Here is a 21,085-nt window from a genome sequence, read left to right as displayed (position 1 = left end):
GCCCATAGTGGCAGGGCAACGTGCGAGGATACCAATGGATTTGCCTTTCGACGGCGGCATCAGCCGGTTTTTCACCGAAAAAGCGCCCGATGATGTGCGCGCCGCCATCATGGATGGCGACAAGTCCGACATCCTGCACCCCGACTATCCATATCAGGACCGTTGGAAGCGGTCCGAATACGAGGATGCACTGGCGACCTTGCAGATCGAACTTGTGCGGATGCAGTCCTGGGTCCGCGAAACCGGCCAGCGTATCGCCATTGTGTTCGAAGGCCGCGATGCCGCTGGCAAGGGTGGTACGATCAAACGGTTTCGCGAAAATCTGAACCCGCGCGGCGCGCGCCTTGTCGCCCTGCCCAAGCCGACCGAGACAGAGGCCGCGCAATGGTATTTCCAACGCTATATCGCGCATCTGCCCGCCAAGGGCGAAATCACGATTTTCGACCGCAGTTGGTATAACAGGGGTGTGGTCGAACATGTCTTCGACTTTTGCACACCCGACCAGCGCGCGCGCTGGTTCGCACAGGTGCCTGATTTCGAGGACATGCTGGCCCATGAGGGCATCAGACTTTTCAAGATATGGCTGAATGTCGGACAGGCGACGCAGTTACGCCGGTTTCTTGATCGTGAAAGGGATCCGCTCAAGCAGTGGAAACTCAGCTGGATCGACGTCGAAGGTTTGAACCGCTGGGATGCCTATTCCGACGCCATCGCCGAAACGCTGGAACGCACCCACACAGACACCGCCCCCTGGACCGTCGTGCGCGCCGATGACAAACGCCGCGCACGCGTGCATAGCATTCGCAGTATCCTGTCCCAGCTTGATTACACCCACAAGGATGCCACAGCACTGGGTGAAATAGACGCGAAGGTCGCAGGGGGGCCTGACCTCTGGTATGGTTAAACGGGGTTATCATCACGGAAACCTGCGCGCGGCCCTGGTCGAAGCATGTTTGCGGCTGATTGAAAAACGGGGCCCGACCGGGTTTACCCTGTCCGAAGCCGCCCGCGAGGCCGGTGTGACCCCTGCCGCGGTTTACCGCCATTTCGAAGGCCGCGAAGATCTGATCGCCGAAGCCGCCCTGCAAGGTTATGAGATGTTCGGCGACCTGCTTGAACATGCCTACGGCAACGGACAGCCCTCGGCCTTGGCTGCCTTCGAGGCGACGGGCCGTGCCTATCTGGCATTTGCACGGAAATTTCCCGGCCATTACATCGCGATGTTCGAATCCGGCATTTCCGTCAACCGGACGCCGGAACTGAACGCCGCTGCCACGCGCGCCATGGGCGTGCTGGAAATGGCCGCCGAACAGTTGGGCCAGCATATTCCGGCTGACAAACGGCCCCCGCCACAAATGTTTTCGGCCCATATCCGGGCGATGTCGCACGGTGTTGTCGAACTGTTCGCGCGCGGCAGCCCCGGCACCCAAAGCCCCTTCCCCCCCGAGGACCTGCTGGAATCCGGCATCGGTATCTACCTGCGCGGCCTTGGCCTGATCCCACCAGACAATTGAGAGAATATACATGGACGGAACCCTTGCAGTCATCTTTATCGTGGCCAGCCTGACCGATATGGCACTGAACGAATGCGACACCGGTTGTATCGCGGAAAAACCCGCGACGGCGCGGGTGTCGTTGCAGGCAGGTCAGGTCATTTTTCAAGAGGATGACATCGGCCAGGAAGCCTATGTCGGCTATGACATGCCGCGCCGTTACGGCCCCTGGCAGCCCACCTTTGGCGGGTCGATCACATCCGATGACGATCTCTGGGTCGGCGCAGGTGCAAAATGGACGACACGCGGGATCAGCGAGGGCCCACTGTTTGTCGAAGCGTCCCTCATGCCCGGCCTGTATGCGGCAGGCGATGGTCCCGATATCGGCGGCAGCCTGCAATTCCGCTCGGCACTTGGGGCGGGCTATACATTTGACAACGGCGGCACCCTGTCTTTGATGTATGACCACCGGTCAAACGGCGACACCCAGGATGTGAACCCCGGCCTGGAAACCCTGTCGATCCGCTATGCGTTCACGCTAGACTAACGCAGCACGACCAAAGACCGCGCATCCCAAACCACGCGGGTGCGCGCGCCCACATCCAGCACGGGCCGCCCGATCAGGTTTTTCATGGCGATATTCAGCGGCTTTTCCACGCCTGCGATGCGCACATCGTAATAAGTCATGTCGCCGTAATAGACGACCTCGTCCACCACGCCATCAACCAGCTTGCGGTCGGTGGTTTCACCTTCGAACAGAACCGCGAGCGTTTCGGGGCGGATCCCCGCAACTGCAGGCCCCGTCTGCATATCCTCTGGTGCCTGTTCGGGTGGCACGCTGACCTTACCAAGCCCTGCGACGTCAAGATCAAGCGTTTCCCCAACGGCCAGGACATCGGCCGACAGAAAGTTCATCTTGCCGATAAATTCCGCCACCTTGCGCGATTTTGGTCGGCGATACAGCGTTTCGGGATCATCCAACTGCCCGATCCGCCCTTCGAACATCACCGCGATCCGGTCGGACATGACCAGCGCCTCTTCCTGATCGTGGGTGACAAGGATAAAGGTGATGCCGACGTGGCGTTGCAGCTTGATCAGTTCGACCTGCATCTGTTCACGCATCTTTTTGTCAAGCGCCGACAAGGGTTCATCCAGCAGCAGCACCTTGGGTTTCAGGATCAGCGCCCGCGCCAGTGCCACGCGCTGCCGCTGCCCGCCCGACAGCGCATGGGCGGCGCGTTGACTGTAACCGTCAAGGCCCACCATCGCCAATGCCTCGGCGACCAGTGTGGCCTTGGCATCCTTGGCAAGGTCAGACCGCTTGCGCAGCCCGAAGGCCACGTTTTCGCCCACCGTCAGATGCGGAAAAATCGCATAGGACTGAAACACCATGTTCGTCGGGCGCAGGTTGGCGGGCACATCGGCCATATCCTTGCCGCCAATCGCCACCACACCACCCGACACGCCCTCAAAACCTGCGATGGTGCGCAGCAGGGTCGTCTTGCCACAGCCCGACGGCCCCAGCAGCGAAAAGAATTCGCCGGCGTTGATCGTCAGGTCGATATCCCGCAGCGCATGATAGTCGCCATAATATTTGTTGACGCCTTTCAGCGTGATCAAAGCGGTCAAAGAAAGCCCCCTTTATCCTTGACACCGGCGCGGGCCATACCGCGGCGGCGCAGGATTTCTGCGATGGTCAAAAGAACGATGGACAAGCCCACCAATATGGTTCCCAGCGCCATGACGACGGGCAAGGATGCGGGAAAGCGCAGCATGCTCCAGATATAGACGGGCATGGTCGGGCTGGCGCCAGACAGGAAAAACGCGATGATGAATTCATCAAGGCTGATGGTGAACGCGATCAGCATCGACGACACGATCCCCGGTGCCACCAGCGGCAGGGTGACCAGACGGAACGCGGAAAACCGGCTTTCCCCAAGGTCCATCGCGGCCTCTTCCATGCTGGGATCCAGGTTCTGGAACGCGCCGTTCAGGATGGCGATGCAGAACGGCGTGCAGATCAGAACGTGGGCCGCGATGATCGTCCAGTTCGACAGGCCCCACCCCATGATCTGCACGACAACCACCAGCAATGACACCGCAACGATGATTTCCGGCAGCACCAGCGGCAGCATGATGAACCCCATGATCCCCGCCTTCATCGGAAACCGCGCCATGGCCCCTGCCCGCGCCGCGCACATCCCCAGCAAGGTAGACAGGACCGCCGTCATCACCGCTATAAACAAAGAATTTTGCACCGCGGCATGCAACGCAGTGTTTGTTGAAAGGGCGCCAAACCAGTCGGTTGTGAAACCGCTGAGCGGAAACGCGATGATGGTCGCATCATTAAAAGCAAAGATCGGCAACAGCGCGATCGGCGCATAGAGAAACACCAGATAGCCGATGGCATAGATCCGCAGCTTCATGACCGCCCCTTTAGCCAGCGGATGTTCAGCAGGACAAAAGCAAGGCTGATTGCCGTCACCGACAGCATCGCCACCACTGCAAGTGCGGCACCCAAGGGGGCGTTGTTCAGCGCCAGAAACTGTGTCTGGATCATGTTTGCAATCAGTTTGCCGCCTGCCCCGCCCATCAATTCCGGCGTGACATAATCGCCGATGGTCGGGATAAACACGATCAGCACCGCCGCCACCAGCCCCGGCATCGACAGCGGCAGCGTGATGCGGAAGAATGTCATGATCTTGCTTTCGCCCAGATCCTGGCTGGCCTCCAGCAGGGACCGGTCGATCTTTTCCAAGGCCACGAAGATCGGCAGGATGGCAAAGGGCGCAAAGGCATGCGCCAGCGTGATGATCACCGCGTTGACGTTATACAGGATAAAGGTCAGCGGTTCGTCGATCAGGCCCATTTTCATCAGGCCGCTGTTAATGACCCCATTATACCCCAGTATCACCTTCCACAGAAACACCCGGATCAGGTAGCTGGTCCAGAACGGGATCGTGATCAGGAACAGCCAAAGTGATTTGCGTTCCGGCCGCACATGGAACGACACGAAATACGCCACCGGAAATGCAAGGACCACTGTCACCAGCGTCACGCAGGCCGATACAAAAAGCGACCGCTGCAACAGGACACCGTAAATCGGCTTTTCCGCAATCTCGCGATAATTGTTCAGGGTAAAGGTCGTATCGACCGTGACAAAATCCTGTGTCCAGAAACTGAACAACACAATTGCCCCCAGCGGCACTGCCAGCAGCGCCAGCGCATAGAAAAACGGCGGGCTGATCAGTAACAGCCCGCGCCCGCCTTCGGTTGAAATGATCCTGCGCCACATGATCCTGATCTTCACTGCATCACAGCAAAGATCAATCACAAAAAATGAATTGCCCTGCAAGACTCATGACGCACGTCCCGAAAGTCGCAAAGAAAGGCATGCCAGTGAAACCGATGCCCCCATAAGGGGTTGAGTTCGGTGCCAGGCTGATATTTCTCGAATCTTCCGCCCCAAATAAAAAAGGCGGCCCAGTGGACCGCCTTTTTCGCGTGAACAATCGGCAGAATTAACGCTTGGAGAACTGGAAGCTCTTACGTGCTTTTGCCTTGCCGTATTTCTTGCGTTCCACCACGCGGCTGTCGCGGGTCAGGAACCCGGCTGCCTTGAGCGCGGGGCGCAGCGATGGGTCGTAAAGTTGCAACGCCTTGGAAACACCATGCTTGACCGCGCCGGCCTGACCGGACAGACCGCCGCCCTTGACGGTGGCGACCACGTCAAATTGACCACTGACACCGGCGACCGAAAACGGCTGGGCCAGAATCATCTGCAGAACCGGACGGGCGAAATACACTTTCATTTCCTTGCCGTTTACGGTGACTTTGCCGGAACCGGGGCGGATCCAGACGCGGGCGACCGCATCCTTACGCTTGCCTGTGGCATAGGAACGGCCCAGCTCGTCACGGACAGGCTCACGGGGGGCGGCGACTTCTACGACAGCTTCGGCGGCACCTTCGGCAACCTGACCCAGCTCTTCGAGAGAATTGACTTGATCGGTCATACGGCAGTCCTCGTGTTCTTTTTGTTCATGGACTTGACGTCCAGAACTTCGGGCTTTTGGGCTTCCATGCCGTGTTCGGCACCTGCAAAGACGCGCAGATGGGTCATCTGCTGGCGGCTCAGCTTGCCACCAGGCAGCATCCGCTGAACGGCTTTCATGATGACACGCTCGGGGTGTGCGCCATCAAGGATCTCTGCCTTGGTCTTGGACTTGATCCCGCCGGGGTGACCGGTGTGCCAGTAATATTTCTCGTCACGCTTGTTGCCGGTCATCTGGATTTTCTCGGCATTGATGACGATCACGTTGTCGCCCATATCCATGTGCGGCGTAAAGGAAGGCTTGTGCTTGCCGCGCAAGCGCATGGCGATGATCGACGCAAGACGGCCCAGAACAACGCCTTCGGCGTCGATCAGGATCCATTTCTTGTCGATATCCGCCGGGGTCGCGGTAAAGGTTTTCATATCTCACCAGTATCATTGGGGTGGCGTGATGCCACGGATCATTCGGATTGGGCGGTTATATAGCGGGCACCAACGCAGTCAAGCGACACTTTTTCGAATTCCATGCGCAATATCAATGCGTTATAAATTCGGTATTATATTACCCCACAGAAATGGCCGCAGGCGGGATCGAATACGTCAGGTTGGCGCGCGCCACCGGGGCCGCCTCTCCTTCGGAAAAGATCAACACGTCCGTGACCGCCAGCGCGCGGCCAAGTTTCAGCAAACGCCCCTCGCAGATCATATCGACCCCCGCGGCGGGCTTGCGCATGAAATCGATGCTGCAATTCGTCGTCACCGCCAGCGCCTGGGGCCCGATATGGGCAAGGATCACCAGATAGGCCGCCACATCGGCCAGCGCGAACATGGACGGCCCCGACACCGTGCCACCGGGGCGCAAATGCCGGTCATCGACGCGCAGCCGCATTGTGATGGTGTTTTCGCCCACCGCATCAACCTTGAAATCGTCAGCAACCTGCGGGAACGCCTCGCGCAAGAACACATGCAACGCACCCACATCCATTTTCAACGTCATCTCTTCCCTCATCCCTCAAGCTGGCCTAACCTGCCCCCAAACAGTCAGGGAGGGCAAGCCATGGATATTCTGCAACGCGAAGACCGGGGCGCGGTCGCGCATCTGACGATGAACGCGCCTGACCGTCTGAATGCGCTATCGGACGCGATGCTGGGTGCGCTGCTGCATCAGCTGGACATCATATCCAACGAGCCCGATATCCGCGTCGTCGTGCTTGCGGGCAAGGGCAAGGCGTTCTGCGCCGGTCATGACCTGAAGGAAATGCAGGCAGGACGACAGGCCGAGGATGCAGGTGCGGCCTATTTCAAGGACCTGTTTAAACGCTGTTCGGCCCTGATGGAACGCATCCAGTCCCTCCCACAGCCGGTCATCGCACAGGTCCACGGCATTGCAACCGCCGCAGGGTGCCAATTGGTCGCGACCTGCGATCTGGCAGTGGCGGCAGATGACACGCGGTTCGGGGTCAACGGGGTGAATATCGGGCTGTTCTGTTCCACCCCCATGGTGGCGCTTACCCGCAACATCCCACGCAAGGCCGCGTTCGAAATGCTGACAACGGGCCGGTTCATCGACACAACCGAGGCGCAGGCGCTGGGGCTGATCAACCGTGCAGTCCCCGCCGACAAACTGGACGAGGAAACCGGCACATTGGCCGCGACGATTGCCGCCAAGCTGCCCAAGGCCGTCAAGATTGGCAAAGAGGCGTTCTATCAGCAAATCCAGATGACCACGGAAGAGGCGTATCGCTATGCCGGCGGTGTCATGACCTATAACATGCTGGACCGCGACACCGACGAAGGGATCACGGCCTTTCTGGAAAAACGCAAGCCGGATTGGACTTAGCCGTCAACCTTACAGCGCATAGATCGCGCTGAATTTGTCTTCCAGATAGTCCAGCAGCGGCGCTTCGCTTGGCGCTGCACCTGTCGCATGGGCAATGGTTTCAACCGGCGTGCGCAAGCCGCCGTGCTGTTGCAGGTTGTTACGCAACCAGCCCGTCGCACGCACGGTTTCGCCCCGTGCCAGATCATCATCCAGCCCCGGCATGGCCGCGCGCAGCGCATCATGCAGGCACCCGGCATAGACATTGCCCAGCGTATAGGTCGGGAAATAGCCAAACAGCCCTTCGGACCAATGCACATCCTGCAAGACTCCGTTGGACGGCTTGTTCACCGGATAGCCGAAATCAGCCAGAAAGCGGTCGTTCCACGCAGCCTCAAGATCAGCGACATCCAGATCGCCCGCGATCAGCGCGCGTTCCAGATCGAACCGCAACAGGACATGCAGGTTATATTGCACCTCGTCAGCCTCGGTGCGGATGAATCCGTCGCTGACGCGGTTCACGGTTGCATAGAAGGCGTCCTCATTCGGGATGCCAAAATCGCCAAAGGTGTCGCGCATCTGACCGTAAAGCCAGCCGGTGAACGCGCGGCTGCGGCCCAGTTGGTTTTCGTAAATCCGGCTTTGGCTTTCATGCACGCCCATCGACACGCCAGCGCCCAGGGGCGTCAGCAGGTGGGCGGCATCAATTCCCTGTTCATAGGCGGCATGTCCGACCTCATGCACAGTCGAATAAAAACAGTTGAACGGATCAGTCGGGTTCGTGCGCGTCGTGATCCGCACATCAAGGCCGGAACCGGATGAAAACGGATGCACCGCGGTGTCAATGCGGCCCTTGCCCAGATCATAGCCAAAGGCCAGCGCCAGTTTACCCGAAATCGCCAACTGCCCGGCCGCATCAAAGGTGCCTTGCAGGCGGGCGGGCGCGGGGCGGTCAAGGATCGCGGCGCGCAGGGCCACCAGACGCGGGCGCAGCGCATCAAACATCGCCGCCAGACTGGCGGCGGTCGCACCCGGTTCGTAATCATCCAGCAGCGCATCATACGGGTCGGTGTCGCCCGCAACAGCGGCGGCCTCTTCCTGCCGCAGAGTGATGACCTGTTGCAGGATCGGCAAGAAGGCGGCGACATCTTCATCGGCACGCGCCTGCGCCCAGGTGCGATGGGCCAGCGAGGTTGTGCGCGCAAGCTCTGCGGCCAAACGCGCTGGCACCTTGGCTGTGCGGTCATAGCTACGCCTGATCTGGCGCAGATTTGCAGCCGCCACATCATCGGCGGCGGTCGCACGTTCAAGCCAGTCACCGATGCGCGGATCGGTCCGGCGGGCGTGCAGGACATTGGCCATGGCCCCGTGCTCTTCGGCGCGCTGCGGTGTCGCGCCATCGGGCATCATGGTTTCCTGATCCCAGCCCAACCGGCCCGCCACCTGCGCCAGCGCCTCGGTTTCGCGCTGGAACGCCATCAGATCATCATATGCAGTCATCTCAGCCTCGGACGGATTGGGGAATGGGATAGCGGGCCAGGAACCGGCCCCGCAGGATCATCGCCCAGAGCGCGACCGCACCCAGCTGATGCAGGATCGCAACCTGCCAGGGCGCAGAATAAATAACCGTCACGATACCCAGGGCCATCTGCACCAGCATCATCGCCATGATCATGTTGAAACTGGCGCGGGTCCGGCGATTGGCCGATTTCCGCCCGCGCAGCCAGACAAACAGCCCCAACAGGAACAGTGTGTAACCGGCCATCCGGTGCATGAACTGCACCAGCCCGGCGTCTTCAAAGAAATTCCGCCAGACGGGCGTCAGCCCCAGCGGGTCAGGCGGCAGAAATCCCCCCGCCATCAGCGGCCAGTCAGGATAGGCGCGGCCCGCGTCAATACCCGCCACCAGCGCGCCAAGGATAATCTGTATGAAGGCCGCACCGATCAACACATTGGACCAGCGGATCAACCCCACGTCGCCGCTCCGGCGCGCTTGCAAAAGGTCGGACGGCCTGCGGCCCAGGCGATAGATAAACCAGGCGATGAACCCGAATATGACAAAGGCCAGACCCAGATGCGTCGCAAGCCGGTAGGATGCAACATCCAGCATCCCTTCTTCAAGTCCCGATGACACCATCCACCAGCCGACCGCCCCTTGCAGCCCGCCCAACGCACCTATGAAAACCAGACGGCCGGTCCAGCCGGCGGGGATTTTCCTTGTTGCAAGAAAAAACACAAAGCCGGCAGCCCAAACCAGCCCGATCACACGGCCCAATTGCCGGTGGCCCCATTCCCAGTAGTAGATGAACTTGAACTCGGACAGGCTCATGCCCTTGTTCTGCAACTGGTATTCAGGGATTGCACGATATTTGTCGAATTCTTCGGTCCACGCAGGTTCTGACATGGGCGGCAGGGCACCCGTCACGGGGCGCCATTCGGTGATCGACAGGCCGCTATCGGTCAGGCGGGTCAGGCCACCCACGGCGATCATCACCAATACAAGCGCAAACAGCACCATCAACCAGCCCCGGATCGCGCCACGCGCGCCCTGCCCGACCCGATCGATGCCACCGGGTGCGGCGGTCTGTTTGGGGGTTTCACCGACGTCTTCGAAAATGCTGCGTTGTTTGGGCATGGGGCCTCCGCTGTGACTTGCGCGGAACCTAGGGCCGGGGGGCGATGTCTGCAAGCGTCAGGGTGACGCGCATGGCCTACTTATCCTTCCAGCGCACCATCTGCCGCATGATCCCATGCAGCATCTGCACATCCGCGCGGGTCAGCGGCATGCGCGACCATAAATTGCGCAGGTTGATCTTCATATTCGCGGCCTTGTGGTCGGGAAAGAAAAATCCGGCCTCTTCCAACCGGTCCTCGTAATGCTGGCTGAGCTTTTCAATCTCGATCTGCTGCGCCCAATCACCCACCGCGTCAACCCGCACCGACACCGCAGGCACGGCGGCGCGGCGCCATTCATAACCGGTCAGCAACACACATTGGGCAAGGTTCAGCGATGCAAATTCCGGGTTCACCGGCACCGATATGATCGCATTGGCCCGCGCGATATCGTCGTTTTCCATCCCGGCCCGTTCCGGCCCGAACATCACCGCCACCTTGCCACCTGCCGCAATCCGCGCGCGGGCGTCGGCCATCGCGGCCTCTGGTGTGAACACGGGCTTGGTCAGGTCACGCGGCCGCGCGGTCGTCGCATAGACGAAATCGCAATCAGCAATCGCGCCGGGCGTATCGTCAAACAGCTGCGCCTCGTCCAGCAGGCGGCCCGCGCCGCTTGCCATCGCCACGGCCTTTTGGTTGGGCCAGCCATCACGCGGGGCCACGATGCGCATCCGGTCCAGACCGAAATTCCACATCGCACGCGCCGCAGCCCCGATGTTTTCGCCCATTTGGGGCCGGATCAGGACGAAGGTAGGTTGTGGTGGGGCACTGGGCATGGCGCATCCTTTGATAACGGGCTGCCTGATACGCCGCCCCGGTCTGCAAGGCAAGATCAAGCCATGGTCAAGCCCCGCATTCCCCGTTAGAACGCCTGTAAACACTGTAAACGGACACCACCCCATGTCAGACGCACAAGACCTGCCGCAAATCTATCTGATCACGCCCAGCGAATTTGATCTGTCAACCTATCCCGACCTGCTTGCCGCCTGTCTGGACAGCACCGCCGTCGCCTGTGTGCGTCTGGCGCTGGCGACCCGCGACGAGCAGCGCGTCGCGCGTGCCGCCGACGCCCTGCGCGAGGTCACGGGCGCGCGCGAGGTCGCGTTCGTGATAGAAAGCCACATGATGATGGTCGAACCGCACGGACTGGATGGTGTGCACCTGTTGGATGGGGCACGGTCTGTCAAGACAGCGCGCAAGGCGCTGGGCGAGGATGCGATCGTGGGCGCATTCTGTGCCAATTCACGCCATGACGGGATGACCGCCGGTGAACTGGGTGCCGATTACGTCAGCTTTGGTCCCGTCGGCGTCACGCCTTTGGGTGATGGGCGGCAGGCCGAACTGGATTTGTTCGAATGGTGGTCGCTGATGATCGAGGTGCCGGTCGTGGCCGAGGGCGCGCTGGATGCCGCACTGGTCCGTCAATTGACCCCGCATACCGATTTCTTTGGCATCGGGGACGAAATCTGGGGCGCCGACGACCCGGTGCGAGCCTTGGCCGACCTACGCGCCATCATGAACGGCTAGCCCACTGCGCACCGTATTTTCCAGCGTTTTGGCCAGCACCTTGCGATCGGCGAAATCTGTCAGCCGCACCGGCAGGTGGTAGTGCACCGTCACGCTGCCCTGCCCTTTTACCGCCAGCGTCGCCAGCAGATGCGGCCCAAAGGCCATATCCCCCCACCAGCCGTAAAACCGCCGATCTTGACCCGCAGGCGCGGTATAGTTGACGGTGACCGGCTGCACACACAGATTGCCCGCCAGCGCGGGATCAAAAAACGCGGCAAACAGTGTGGGTTTGAATGGCAGGACACGCAAACCGTCTGTGGATGTGCCTTCGGGAAAGAACAGCAATTTATGCCCTGCCGCCAACCTGTCGCGGAAAACGGCAATCTGGCTGGCCGCTTCGCGGCGGTCGCGCTTGATGAACACCGTGCCCGTGGCGCGTGCCAGCCAGCCGATGCCGGGCCAACCGGCCACCTCTGATTTAGACACGAAATAGATTCGCTTGCGCGCATTCAGCGCAAAGATATCCAGCCATGAGGCATGGTTGGCGACAACGGCCCCCGGTCCTTTCATCGGTGCGCCGATACTGCGAAACCGGATGCCAAGAATACCAAATGCCGACCGGCAGACCGCCTGCGTGATATAAGGTGTCACCGGTCGCCGCAGCCCGCAAAACGGTCTTTCGATCAGTCGCACGGTCACCAAAATCAGCAAGCCGCCAAAGACAAGGATCGCCAAAGGCACGCCACGGCGGATCACGCGCCAGATCGCCCCGCCGGTCATAGGCACCGGGGCGGGTGCATCCGGTTCTTGCCAGACATCAGCCAAGCCCCTGCCCCCGTGCATAGATGCCACGCTGCATGGCGCTGATGGCATCGGTGGGCAGGATCAGACAAATATCGGTGGTATTGAACGCATGATCCACAAAAGCGCCATCGCCGACGACCCCGCCCAGCCGCAGATATCCCTTGATCAACGCCGGCACGTCACGCACCGCGGCAACCCTGTCGATCTGATCCTGAGGGATCTGATTCAACGGCACGGCACCGGCCCCATGGGCCTTTGCGCGCAGGTTTTCGGGAGCAAGGTGCCGATGATGCAGCAGGCTGAGAGGGGCCGCGAGGCTGGCAATATCCGTACCCGGAAAAGAGGCCACACCGAACATCACCTCGACCCCCTCAGCGGTGACGACATCTGACAGGGCCGACCACAGATGCATCATGGCCGACCCGCCGCGATAGTCCGGATGCAGACAAGACCGGCCAAGTTCCAGCAGGCGCTTGCCACTTTGCTGTAGCGGTGTGAGGTCGTATTCCGCCGTGCAATAAAATTCCCCCGCAGCATCCGCACCTTCTTGTGTCATCAACCGGTAAACGCCCACGACCTGATCTTGCACTGATCGCCTGGTATCGCGCAGCAAGAGATGGCGCGCATGGGCGTCGAACCGATCTTGTTCCAATTTATTTGCATGATCCACCAAGGGACCATCACCACCCAGTTCGGTGACAAAGACGTCATACCGCAACCGCTGCGCAGCGCGCAGGTCATCGGCCGTTTGCGCAAATCCGATCGAAAAGGCGGGGCTGTGATGATTCATGTGACATGGGCCTGCAAGACGGGCTGCTTTCTAAGAACGTGGTAACCTTTTGGCAACTAATTCGCGTTTAACTATGGTTAATAAAGTTGACAGGCCGCAGCCCGGGACTACCTTGAGTTGCGCGGCGTTACGCAGGATCGGAAATGACAAGTTTGATGTATGACCCGTCGATCACGACCTTGCCTTCATCACGAAAGTTCACCGTGATCTTGCCACCAATATTTGATTGCACCTGCCCGATGCCCCAATCCGGCCGGTCAGGGTGGCGCACCAACATCCCGGGCTCAAGAATCGCATTGATATCAGACATTCCGCATTCCTTTGATTGGAGAACGCATGACGCGCCCTGACCTTGTCGCCCTTGTCGGCTCTCGTATTTGTCATGACCTTATCAGCCCTATCGGCGCAATCGGCAATGGGATGGAACTGATATCCCTGACCAGCGGTGACACCAGTGCCGAACTGGCACTGATCAGTGACAGCGTGGCGCATGCGAATGCACGTATCCGGTATTTCCGTATTGCCTATGGCGCAGCCAAACCTGAACAGACAATCGGTCGGTCAGATATTGTATCTGTGCTTGCTGCGACCGCAAAGGGGGGGCGACTAAGCTATGACTGGCAGCCGATGGGCGACCAGCCCCGTGCGATGGTGAGGATCGTATTTTTGCTGCTGCAATGTATGGAAACCGCCCTTCCCCTTGGGGGAAGCATCCAGATTTCCAATACCGGCGAAACCTGGTCCCTGATCGGGAAAGGCCCCCGCCTTGTGATTGAAGACGCTCTTTGGGCGACCCTGACAAAGACCAACAGCGGTTTCAGCCATGGCCCCGCGCAGGTGCAGTTTGCCCTGCTGCCAGAGGTATTGGCCGCACATGGGCGCAAGCTGACGCTTGATCTGCAGGAAAACATGGTCGGCCTGCGGTTCTAGGGGCGCACAGTGCCGTTGCCCGTGACCAGATACTTGAAACTGGTCAGTTGTTCGGCACCAACCGGGCCGCGTGCGTGTAATTTGCCCGTGGCAATTCCAATCTCTGCCCCCATGCCGAATTCGCCGCCATCGGCAAACTGGGTGGATGCGTTGCGCATCAGGATCGCGCTGTCGAGTTCCGCAAAGAAATGTGCGGCAGCCTGGTCATCCGCCGTGATGATAGCATCGGTGTGGTTGGACCCATAGGTGCGGATATGCGCGATCGCCGCATCCACGCCGTCAACCAGTTTGGCCGCACAGATCATATCAAGAAATTCACGTCCGAAATCATCGGCCTGTGCAGGTGTGGTGCCGGGTATCCTGGCCAATTCACCATCGGCGCGGACTTCGACCCCGACCTTTAGCAATGCCTCGATCAGCATCGGCCCGTGCTGGGTATAGAAACGCCCGTCGATCAGCAGGCATTCCATCGCACCGCAGATGCCGGTGCGGCGGGTCTTGGCGTTCAGCACGATATCCAGCGCCATCGCCGGATCGGCCGTCGCGCCAACATAGATGTGACAAATCCCTTCCAGATGGGCAAAGACCGGCACACGCGCCTCGCGCTGGACCAGACCCACCAACCCCTTGCCGCCGCGCGGCACGATTACGTCAATATGGTCGGTCGCGGTCAGCATCGCCGACACGGCCGCGCGGTCGCGGGTCGGCACCAACTGGATCGCCTCCAACGGCAGACCCGCCTGTTTCAGCCCTGTTTGCAGGCATTTATGGATCGCAGTTGCGGAATGAAAACTTTCCGATCCGCCGCGCAGGATCACCGCATTACCCGATTGCAGGCACAGTGCACCGGCGTCTGCGGTCACGTTGGGGCGGCTTTCATAGATCACGCCGATGACGCCCAACGGCGTGCGGACGCGTTTGATGTTCAATCCCGACGGCATATCCCATTCGGCGATCACCTCGCCCACCGGATCATGCTGTGCAGCGACGTTGCGCAAGCCCTCAGCCATCGCACGCACGCGGTTTTCATCCAGGATCAGCCGGTCCATCATGGCAGGGCTAAGGTTCTTTTCTTCGGCATAAACCTGATCTTCGGCATTGGCATCAATAATGTCCCAGCGGTTTTCCCAGATCGCATCGGCCGCGCCGATCAGGGCGGCATGCTTGCGTTCCGACCCGGCGGTGGCCAGTTTTGCGGCGGCGGCGCTGGCATTGGCACCCAGTTGCGCCATCATCGGTCCGATTTGGTCGTGATCGTTCATCGTTATCCCCTAGAGCACCATATCGTCGCGGTGGACCAATGCGGCGCGTCCCTCATAGCCCAGAATGGCCGCGATGTCTGCACTGTGATGGCCCATGATCTGACGCGCCTCTGCGCTGGTATAGCGTATCAGGCCCTGCCCCAGTTGCGCGCCGGTCAGATCTTTGATCGTGACCAGATCGCCGCGCCCAAAGTCGCCGGCAATATGTGTCACGCCCGCAGGTAGCAGGCTTTTGCCCCGGCCAAGTGCGGCCTTTGCGCCATCGTCCACCGTTACCGCACCGCGCGGTTTCATCGCAGCGATCCAGCGCTTGCGCGCCGCCTGCGGATCGGTCTGCGCGGCAAACCAGGTCGACCGCGCCCCGTTTTCGAGTGCCGTCAGCGGATGCAGCGGACTGCCCAAAGTAATGGCCATGGCGCAGCCTGCTTCGGTCGCAACCCGGGCCGCCATGATTTTGGTAATCATCCCGCCCTTGGAAAGCCCTGATCCGGCATCACCTGCCATGCCCTCGATCTGTGGCGTAATTTTATCAACTTTTGCAATATGTTGCGCATCGCTGTGAATGTTGGGGTTCGCAGAATAAAGCCCATCCACATCCGATAGCAGGATCAGCTGATCCGCCCCGATTGTCACCGCAACCTGCGCGGCAAGCCGGTCATTGTCGCCATAACGGATCTCATCCGTCGCGATTGTATCGTTTTCGTTGACAATAGGGGTCACGCCAAGGCCCAGCAGCGTTTCCATCGTTGCGCGGCTGTTCAGATACCGCCGCCGGTCCTGACTGTCTTCAAGTGTCACCAGCACTTGACCGGCGACGATCCCATGCGGGGCCAACGCTTCTTCATAGGCGCGGGCAAGCCGTATCTGCCCAACGGCGGCGGCAGCCTGCGATTGTTCCAGCGCCAGCGCCGTCATCGGAAGGCCAAGAACACCACGCCCCAGCGCGATCGACCCCGAAGACACAAGGATCACATCCGTGCCCCGCGCCCTGATCCGGGCGACATCAGCGGCAAGCGACGTTAGCCAATCTGCCCGCAACGCACCGGTGCGACTATCCACCAGCAGCGCCGATCCAATCTTGACGACCAGCCGTCTGGCATCGCTCAGGGCTGCCATGGGGCATCGTCCTCGGCTGCGTCCTCCGCTTTGCGATGGCGCAGACGGTTGTCGTCAATCTCGGCGCGCAGGGCCCGGAGCACATCGGGGATGCCCTCGCGGCTGACACCGGACATCAGCATGACCGGGCCTTCGGCAACAGCCGCGATTTCATCGCGCAGGAATGCGCGTTCTTCTTCATCCAATGCGTCAATCTTGTTCAACACGGTGATCCGGGGCTTGTCGGCAAGTTCCCCGCCATAAGCCTCAAGTTCGTCGATGATCGTCACCAGATCCTGTGCGGGATTTCCCGATGTGCCGTCGATCAGATGCAACAGCACCGCGCAGCGTTCCACATGGCCAAGGAACATATCGCCAAGGCCGCGCCCTTCGGACGCACCGGCGATCAGGCCCGGAATATCGGCCACGACAAATTCCACGTTATCGATACCCACAACGCCAAGATTGGGCACCAGCGTAGTAAAGGGATAATCTGCCACCTTGGGGCGCGCATTCGATGTGGCAGCCAGAAAGGTGGATTTACCCGCATTGGGCATCCCCAGCAGACCCACATCGGCGATCAGCTTCAGGCGCAGCCAGATCGTGCGTTCCACCGCCTCTTGCCCCGGATTGGCGCGGCGCGGGGCCTGATTGGTCGCAGATTTGAAATGCAGGTTGCCCCAACCGCCGTTGCCACCCTTGGCGATGACGATCCGCTGGCCGACCTCTGTCAGGTCGGCGATGACGGTTTCCTGATCCTCATCAAGGACTTCCGTGCCCACGGGCACGCGCAGGATCTTGTCGTCGCCATCCTTACCGGTCCGCTGGCTGCCCATGCCGTGCTGGCCGTTGCCCGCAAAGAAATGCTGCTGATAACGGAAATCGATGAGGGTGTTCAGCCCCTCGACCGCTTCTATGATCACATCACCGCCATTGCCGCCATCGCCGCCATCCGGGCCGCCGTATTCGATGAACTTTTCGCGGCGGAACGAAATACAGCCCGCACCACCGGCACCGGACCGGATATAGACCTTGGCAAAATCGAGGAACTTCATGGATAGGGCTTTCTGCGGCTGTTCAGCCGTGCCGATAGTCTATTGTGGCGCCGGTCTCAAGCCATGGCACGCTAGGCTGCGACGCTTTGGGCCTTTAGTGTATAGGTCCATGTGGGCACGGTCGCATTGCGCGACACCGAAAACGCCTCGGCATCGCCCAAATAGTCGAAACCGCAGTTGGTCAGCACACGGGCCGAACGGGGGTTGTCCTGAAACACCTCGGCAAAAATGCGATCCGCCTTATGCGGGTTCGCGGTGATCAGCGCGCGCACGGATTCCGACGCGAAACCGGAATTCCAGAAGGCGGGCGCGATCCAGTAAAATATCTCGGACTGGTTTCGGTCCATCCGTTCCAGACTGATCAGGCCCAATGCCTCGGCGTGGCCGTGGATCGACCCGTCGATCACCCACACGTCCTCTGTCCGGTCGGGACGTAACGCACGCTCGATCATGGCCTCGATGCTACCGGGAGGGAGCGGATGCGGCATGGCACGAGTTCCACGCGCAACCCGATCGTCAGAGGCATACATGGCAATCAGCCCCGCATCGGATCTACGGCATGGGCGCAGTACAACACGCTCTGCGCTGATCGTGTCCTGCACGACGATATCCTCGTGTTTCATTGCATCCTCCTCCGCGACCGTCACCGGCCCTGCCCCACTACGTAGATATGGTGGCAGAATTATGAACAAAAAAGGGGACCGGTGTTCACCGATCCCCTCAAATGCGTTACCTAAGGTTACGGTTTATTCAGTGGCCTCCGCCACTGGCAGAACCGAAATAAAGGTGCGGCCCTTCAGGCCCTTGTGGAATTTCACAGCGCCTTCGGCGGTTGCAAAGATCGTGTGATCCTTGCCCATGCCGACACCCATGCCCGGCCACATCTTTGTGCCGCGCTGGCGCATGATGATGTTGCCTGGGATGACAGCTTCGCCACCGAATTTCTTGACGCCAAGGCGACGACCAGCTGAGTCGCGCCCGTTACGGGATGAACCGCCTGCTTTTTTGTGTGCCATTGGTGTCTCTCCTTAGCCTTTTGCCAGCTCGGCCGCTTGCGCGATCCAGCCTTCACGTTCGATCCGGCCCTTGAACGACAGTTTTTCGTCCATAGCAGCCACATCTGCCTCTGTCCACGCTGCGATCTGGGCAAAGGTTGTTACCCCAGCTTCAAGCAGCTTTTTCTCAAGCGCGGGGCCGACGCCCGACAGCTTCTTCAGATCGTCTGCACCGGCTTCGGCCTTTGGGGCCGCCTTTGGCTTTGCAGCCTTCGGAGTCGACGCGCGTTCAGCCGCAGCAGCCGCCTTTTTCGAGGTCGGCGCACCCTTGGCGCGCACAATCTCGAAACCTGCGCCGTTTTCGGCGGCTTTCACGCCGGACTTGTCAGCACCAGATTCCAGGATGTCACCGATCCGCACCAGTGTCAGGCTTTGACGGTGGCCCTTGGTCCGCTGGCTGCCGTGCTTACGGCGACGCTTCACAAAGTTGATCGTCTTTTCACCGCGGATCTGGTCGATCACCTCGGCCTGGACGCCTGCGCCCTCGACTAAAGGCGCGCCCACGGTCGTTCCGACCATCAGAATCTCGTTGAATTGAACTTTTTCACCGGCAGCAGCTGCCAGTTTTTCGACCCGCAGCACATCGCCAGAAGCGACCTTGTACTGCTTGCCGCCGGTTTTCAGAACCGCAAACATATGTCTTTCCTTCATTTTTCGCGTCTCTGAGGCCCCCGGCCACCCGGGTGTTCATGGCATAAAGCCGCCTGTGGACTGCGCGCCCATTGGGCGATATTTCGCATCAAACCCGGCAAGACCCTTGCTCGGATGGCGGCTTATGTGACCAATCCCTTTATATGTCAAGACCAAAGGCCGGACTTCGCACCCTGAAAAACGTCGGTTGCGCCCGCACCCCTGCTAAAGCTCTGCACTGATCAGGAACCGTGCCGTCGCCAGGCCCATCGCGCGTGCAAGATCGGAATACAACCCATCGAATGCCACCGACAAAGCCGCGATCATTTCCTGGCCGGCGCGGCTTTGACTAAAGGCCAAATAGAGGGTGATTTCCTCATCGGTCAGTGGCTGAAAGGCCAAAAGCAGGTGGGTTTCGAGCCAATCGGTCGCCATTTGCCGAATTTCGGGTGCCTGCGACCGGACCTCGCGCAGGGCAGTTTCCGGGGTAACGCCGCGAGGCAGGACGCCCCCCTCCATCAACGCAATCTGAAATGCATATCTTGCATGAAGTGCCCCGGCCACATGCGCATCGATCAGATCGTTTTCGGCAATAAACCGTGCGACAAGGCGAAACCGCTGCGTCTGTTCATGGCGCGCCCTGGCTGCGGCTTGCTTGCTGGCCGCGGCAATCGCCGTGTCCAGCAGGGCTCTCCGGGCGCTGATTTCGAGGCTGACAATGCTTTTGCCCGGCTCGGACGTGAAAAAGGCCAGCATCGCATCCAGATCGGCACCCAAAAGCTCTTCGTCAAAGCCTGCGTGAACCTCTTGGGTCATGAATGCCGGGTCATAAATACGCGACACCATTGCATCCCAATCGGGGTTATCGCGGTCCGCCAACATATCTGCGGCAATGACCCTGCCTTGTGATAATCCTTTGATACGCATGATCCCGAGCAGCTCAGGCAGCCCCAGCGCCACGAAAAGCGCGTCGATCTTTTGGCGATCTGCAGGTTCCGCACTGCACAACGGTGTCTGAAACGCCATGAACACAGTCAGCACTAAGGTGGTCAAACGTTGCATCCCGATCCTTTCGATCCGGCATCCCACCGGTTATTCATAGGCCGCTCCGGCCCGGTTTTGCAAGCAAGCGGGCTGTAATTGACGATCGGGGCAAATTGCCCCTTGCACCGCCGAAGCAGCCGGATTAGGACAGCGCCACCCCGCGGAGAGGTGCCGGAGTGGTCGAACGGGGCGGTCTCGAAAACCGTTGATCCTGCAAGGGATCCCAGGGTTCGAATCCCTGTCTCTCCGCCACTTGCCCTTGATTTCATTGAGAAATTTGGCAACATGCGAAATCTACTAACATCCTACTGCAAGTTTGAAGTCGGTAGTTTGCGGCTTTTAGCCTTGTCGTTAGGGTTCGCGTGCGAAAACCTGGCATGAGTTCGGCTGCGCTGCGGTCGCCGCTACGCCCTACAGCAAGTCGGAGTTTGAAGAATGAATTTTGTAGTCAAGAGCAAATCTAGCGGCAATGAATACAACGTGCAGGTGTATGCTACGGAAGACGGCCCCGTGATAACGTGCGACTGTCCTGCGGGCGAAAACGGGCAATACTGCAAGCATAGGTTCGCGCTGATTTCTGGCGACGAAAGCGAAGTGGTAGAAGCCGATGCGCCAGTGAGTGAGATTGCCAAGCTTGTTGCCGGTAGCCGCCTTGAAGCGACCATTGACGCGATGCACAAGCAAGAAGCCGTCGTGAAGAAGGCCCAAGCTGACTTGAAGGCTATCAAAAAGACGGTCGCTAGTGCGATGCTTGGCCGTCTCTAAAGGCTTGTCCTATCGGCACTTACTACAGAATGGGGTTTCGCAGCATGGAATTTGATCCGTCCGACACCCAAAGAAATATGTAGCTATAAAAGCACTGTCTACCGATAGTG

26 protein-coding genes and 1 tRNA gene are annotated in these 21,085 nt (G+C 59.8%); 8 read left to right on the top strand and 19 right to left on the bottom strand.

Annotated elements, in window-relative coordinates:
* Positions 1-34 precede the first annotated feature (34 nt).
* Genes ppk2 through ACTG4B_RS05310 form a run of 3 tightly spaced genes read left to right on the top strand, consistent with a single transcriptional unit; the run spans position 35 to position 2,040 of the window.
* A complete protein-coding gene (ppk2, locus tag ACTG4B_RS05320; protein ID WP_439154650.1) occupies positions 35-904 on the top strand; it encodes a polyphosphate kinase 2 in 870 nt (289 codons plus the stop codon).
* A complete protein-coding gene (locus tag ACTG4B_RS05315; RefSeq protein ID WP_439154649.1) occupies positions 897-1,514 on the top strand; it encodes a TetR/AcrR family transcriptional regulator in 618 nt (205 codons plus the stop codon). Before ppk2 ends, ACTG4B_RS05315 begins: the two co-directional genes overlap by 8 nt.
* A 10-nt stretch (positions 1,515-1,524) precedes the next feature.
* Positions 1,525-2,040: an acyloxyacyl hydrolase gene (locus ACTG4B_RS05310; protein ID WP_439154648.1), complete on the top strand. Its 516-nt coding sequence runs from the start codon at positions 1,525-1,527 to the stop codon at positions 2,038-2,040.
* On the opposite strand, the gene ACTG4B_RS05305 is transcribed toward ACTG4B_RS05310, so the two are convergent.
* The 6 genes from ACTG4B_RS05305 to ACTG4B_RS05280 all read right to left on the bottom strand — a co-directional run bounded on the left by ACTG4B_RS05305 (position 2,037) and on the right by ACTG4B_RS05280 (position 6,541).
* Complete coding sequence (locus tag ACTG4B_RS05305; RefSeq protein ID WP_439154647.1) at positions 2,037-3,122, bottom strand: ABC transporter ATP-binding protein; 1,086 nt, start codon at positions 3,120-3,122, stop codon at positions 2,037-2,039. The genes ACTG4B_RS05310 and ACTG4B_RS05305 overlap by 4 nt on opposite strands.
* Positions 3,119-3,919: an ABC transporter permease gene (locus tag ACTG4B_RS05300; RefSeq protein ID WP_439154646.1), complete on the bottom strand. Its 801-nt coding sequence runs from the start codon at positions 3,917-3,919 to the stop codon at positions 3,119-3,121. The genes ACTG4B_RS05305 and ACTG4B_RS05300 overlap by 4 nt, the downstream gene beginning before the upstream one ends.
* A complete protein-coding gene (locus ACTG4B_RS05295) occupies positions 3,916-4,788 on the bottom strand; it encodes an ABC transporter permease (protein WP_439154645.1) in 873 nt (290 codons plus the stop codon). Before ACTG4B_RS05295 ends, ACTG4B_RS05300 begins: the two co-directional genes overlap by 4 nt.
* Before the next feature lie 226 nt (positions 4,789-5,014).
* The gene (gene rpsI / locus ACTG4B_RS05290) at positions 5,015-5,506 is read right to left on the bottom strand and encodes a 30S ribosomal protein S9 (protein ID WP_439154644.1); all 492 of its coding nucleotides are present in this window, start codon (positions 5,504-5,506) and stop codon (positions 5,015-5,017) included.
* Entirely contained in the window at positions 5,503-5,967 is a 465-nt protein-coding gene (gene rplM, locus ACTG4B_RS05285; protein ID WP_439154643.1) for a 50S ribosomal protein L13, read from the bottom strand. The genes rpsI and rplM overlap by 4 nt, the downstream gene beginning before the upstream one ends.
* Before the next feature lie 139 nt (positions 5,968-6,106).
* Positions 6,107-6,541, bottom strand: coding sequence for a PaaI family thioesterase (locus tag ACTG4B_RS05280; protein WP_439154642.1), 435 nt, complete (start codon positions 6,539-6,541; stop codon positions 6,107-6,109).
* Between the two features lie 60 nt (positions 6,542-6,601).
* On the opposite strand from ACTG4B_RS05280, the gene ACTG4B_RS05275 reads away from it, so the two are divergent.
* Complete coding sequence (locus ACTG4B_RS05275; protein WP_439154641.1) at positions 6,602-7,384, top strand: enoyl-CoA hydratase; 783 nt, start codon at positions 6,602-6,604, stop codon at positions 7,382-7,384.
* Positions 7,385-7,393: 9 nt separating this feature from the next.
* On the opposite strand, the gene ACTG4B_RS05270 is transcribed toward ACTG4B_RS05275, so the two are convergent.
* From ACTG4B_RS05270 to ACTG4B_RS05260, 3 genes are all read right to left on the bottom strand, one after another.
* Positions 7,394-8,863 (bottom strand): carboxypeptidase M32, encoded by a 1,470-nt coding sequence (locus ACTG4B_RS05270; protein WP_439154640.1) that lies wholly within the window; start codon positions 8,861-8,863, stop codon positions 7,394-7,396.
* A 1-nt stretch (position 8,864) separates the two neighbouring features.
* Positions 8,865-9,998, bottom strand: coding sequence for a heme A synthase (gene ctaA, locus ACTG4B_RS05265; RefSeq protein WP_439154639.1), 1,134 nt, complete (start codon positions 9,996-9,998; stop codon positions 8,865-8,867).
* Positions 9,999-10,074: 76 nt separating this feature from the next.
* Positions 10,075-10,812 carry an RNA methyltransferase gene (locus ACTG4B_RS05260; RefSeq protein WP_439154638.1) on the bottom strand — a complete coding sequence of 246 codons (738 nt, stop codon included), beginning with the start codon at positions 10,810-10,812 and terminating at the stop codon, positions 10,075-10,077.
* A gap of 124 nt (positions 10,813-10,936) precedes the next feature.
* Here ACTG4B_RS05260 and ACTG4B_RS05255 point away from each other — a divergent pair, with 124 nt between their 5' ends.
* The gene (locus ACTG4B_RS05255; RefSeq protein ID WP_439154637.1) at positions 10,937-11,563 is read left to right on the top strand and encodes a thiamine phosphate synthase; all 627 of its coding nucleotides are present in this window, start codon (positions 10,937-10,939) and stop codon (positions 11,561-11,563) included.
* On the opposite strand, the gene ACTG4B_RS05250 is transcribed toward ACTG4B_RS05255, so the two are convergent.
* The 3 genes from ACTG4B_RS05250 to ACTG4B_RS05240 form a co-directional block, all read right to left on the bottom strand.
* On the bottom strand, positions 11,540-12,370 hold the full coding sequence (locus ACTG4B_RS05250; RefSeq protein WP_439154636.1) for a lysophospholipid acyltransferase family protein: 831 nt from the start codon (positions 12,368-12,370) through the stop codon (positions 11,540-11,542). The genes ACTG4B_RS05255 and ACTG4B_RS05250 overlap by 24 nt on opposite strands.
* On the bottom strand, positions 12,363-13,139 hold the full coding sequence (locus ACTG4B_RS05245; RefSeq protein WP_439154635.1) for a GNAT family N-acetyltransferase: 777 nt from the start codon (positions 13,137-13,139) through the stop codon (positions 12,363-12,365). Before ACTG4B_RS05245 ends, ACTG4B_RS05250 begins: the two co-directional genes overlap by 8 nt.
* A gap of 127 nt (positions 13,140-13,266) precedes the next feature.
* Complete coding sequence (locus ACTG4B_RS05240) at positions 13,267-13,449, bottom strand: DUF3553 domain-containing protein (protein WP_439154634.1); 183 nt, start codon at positions 13,447-13,449, stop codon at positions 13,267-13,269.
* A gap of 26 nt (positions 13,450-13,475) precedes the next feature.
* Between ACTG4B_RS05240 and ACTG4B_RS05235 the strand changes: the two genes are divergently transcribed.
* Positions 13,476-14,069: a histidine phosphotransferase family protein gene (locus ACTG4B_RS05235; RefSeq protein ID WP_439154633.1), complete on the top strand. Its 594-nt coding sequence runs from the start codon at positions 13,476-13,478 to the stop codon at positions 14,067-14,069.
* Here the strand turns inward: ACTG4B_RS05235 and ACTG4B_RS05230 are convergent.
* The 7 genes from ACTG4B_RS05230 to ACTG4B_RS05200 all read right to left on the bottom strand — a co-directional run bounded on the left by ACTG4B_RS05230 (position 14,066) and on the right by ACTG4B_RS05200 (position 20,228).
* The gene (locus tag ACTG4B_RS05230) at positions 14,066-15,331 is read right to left on the bottom strand and encodes a glutamate-5-semialdehyde dehydrogenase (protein ID WP_439154632.1); all 1,266 of its coding nucleotides are present in this window, start codon (positions 15,329-15,331) and stop codon (positions 14,066-14,068) included. The genes ACTG4B_RS05235 and ACTG4B_RS05230 overlap by 4 nt on opposite strands.
* A gap of 9 nt (positions 15,332-15,340) precedes the next feature.
* On the bottom strand, positions 15,341-16,447 hold the full coding sequence (gene proB, locus ACTG4B_RS05225; protein WP_439154631.1) for a glutamate 5-kinase: 1,107 nt from the start codon (positions 16,445-16,447) through the stop codon (positions 15,341-15,343).
* Complete coding sequence (obgE, locus tag ACTG4B_RS05220) at positions 16,435-17,481, bottom strand: GTPase ObgE (protein WP_439154630.1); 1,047 nt, start codon at positions 17,479-17,481, stop codon at positions 16,435-16,437. Before obgE ends, proB begins: the two co-directional genes overlap by 13 nt.
* 71 nt (positions 17,482-17,552) lie before the next feature.
* Entirely contained in the window at positions 17,553-18,104 is a 552-nt protein-coding gene (locus ACTG4B_RS05215) for a GNAT family N-acetyltransferase (RefSeq protein ID WP_439154629.1), read from the bottom strand.
* A gap of 123 nt (positions 18,105-18,227) precedes the next feature.
* Complete coding sequence (rpmA, locus tag ACTG4B_RS05210; RefSeq protein ID WP_439154628.1) at positions 18,228-18,497, bottom strand: 50S ribosomal protein L27; 270 nt, start codon at positions 18,495-18,497, stop codon at positions 18,228-18,230.
* Between the two features lie 12 nt (positions 18,498-18,509).
* Positions 18,510-19,172 carry a 50S ribosomal protein L21 gene (locus tag ACTG4B_RS05205; protein ID WP_439154627.1) on the bottom strand — a complete coding sequence of 221 codons (663 nt, stop codon included), beginning with the start codon at positions 19,170-19,172 and terminating at the stop codon, positions 18,510-18,512.
* 219 nt (positions 19,173-19,391) lie between these two features.
* Entirely contained in the window at positions 19,392-20,228 is an 837-nt protein-coding gene (locus ACTG4B_RS05200) for a DUF2059 domain-containing protein (RefSeq protein ID WP_439154626.1), read from the bottom strand.
* Between the two features lie 144 nt (positions 20,229-20,372).
* On the opposite strand from ACTG4B_RS05200, the gene ACTG4B_RS05195 reads away from it, so the two are divergent.
* Together ACTG4B_RS05195 and ACTG4B_RS05190 are read left to right on the top strand one after the other, a co-directional pair.
* A tRNA-Ser gene (locus tag ACTG4B_RS05195) sits at positions 20,373-20,462 on the top strand.
* A 183-nt stretch (positions 20,463-20,645) separates the two neighbouring features.
* Positions 20,646-20,975, top strand: a complete 330-nt coding sequence (locus ACTG4B_RS05190; RefSeq protein WP_439154625.1) for an SWIM zinc finger family protein — start codon at positions 20,646-20,648, stop codon at positions 20,973-20,975.
* Positions 20,976-21,085: the final 110 nt, after the last annotated feature.

It is taken from the genome of Yoonia sp., assembly GCF_965660735.1.
GTDB lineage: Bacteria > Pseudomonadota > Alphaproteobacteria > Rhodobacterales > Rhodobacteraceae > Yoonia.
The sequence above is the reverse complement of the archived record's forward strand: the minus strand, read 5'-3'. Positions and strand labels throughout refer to the sequence as shown.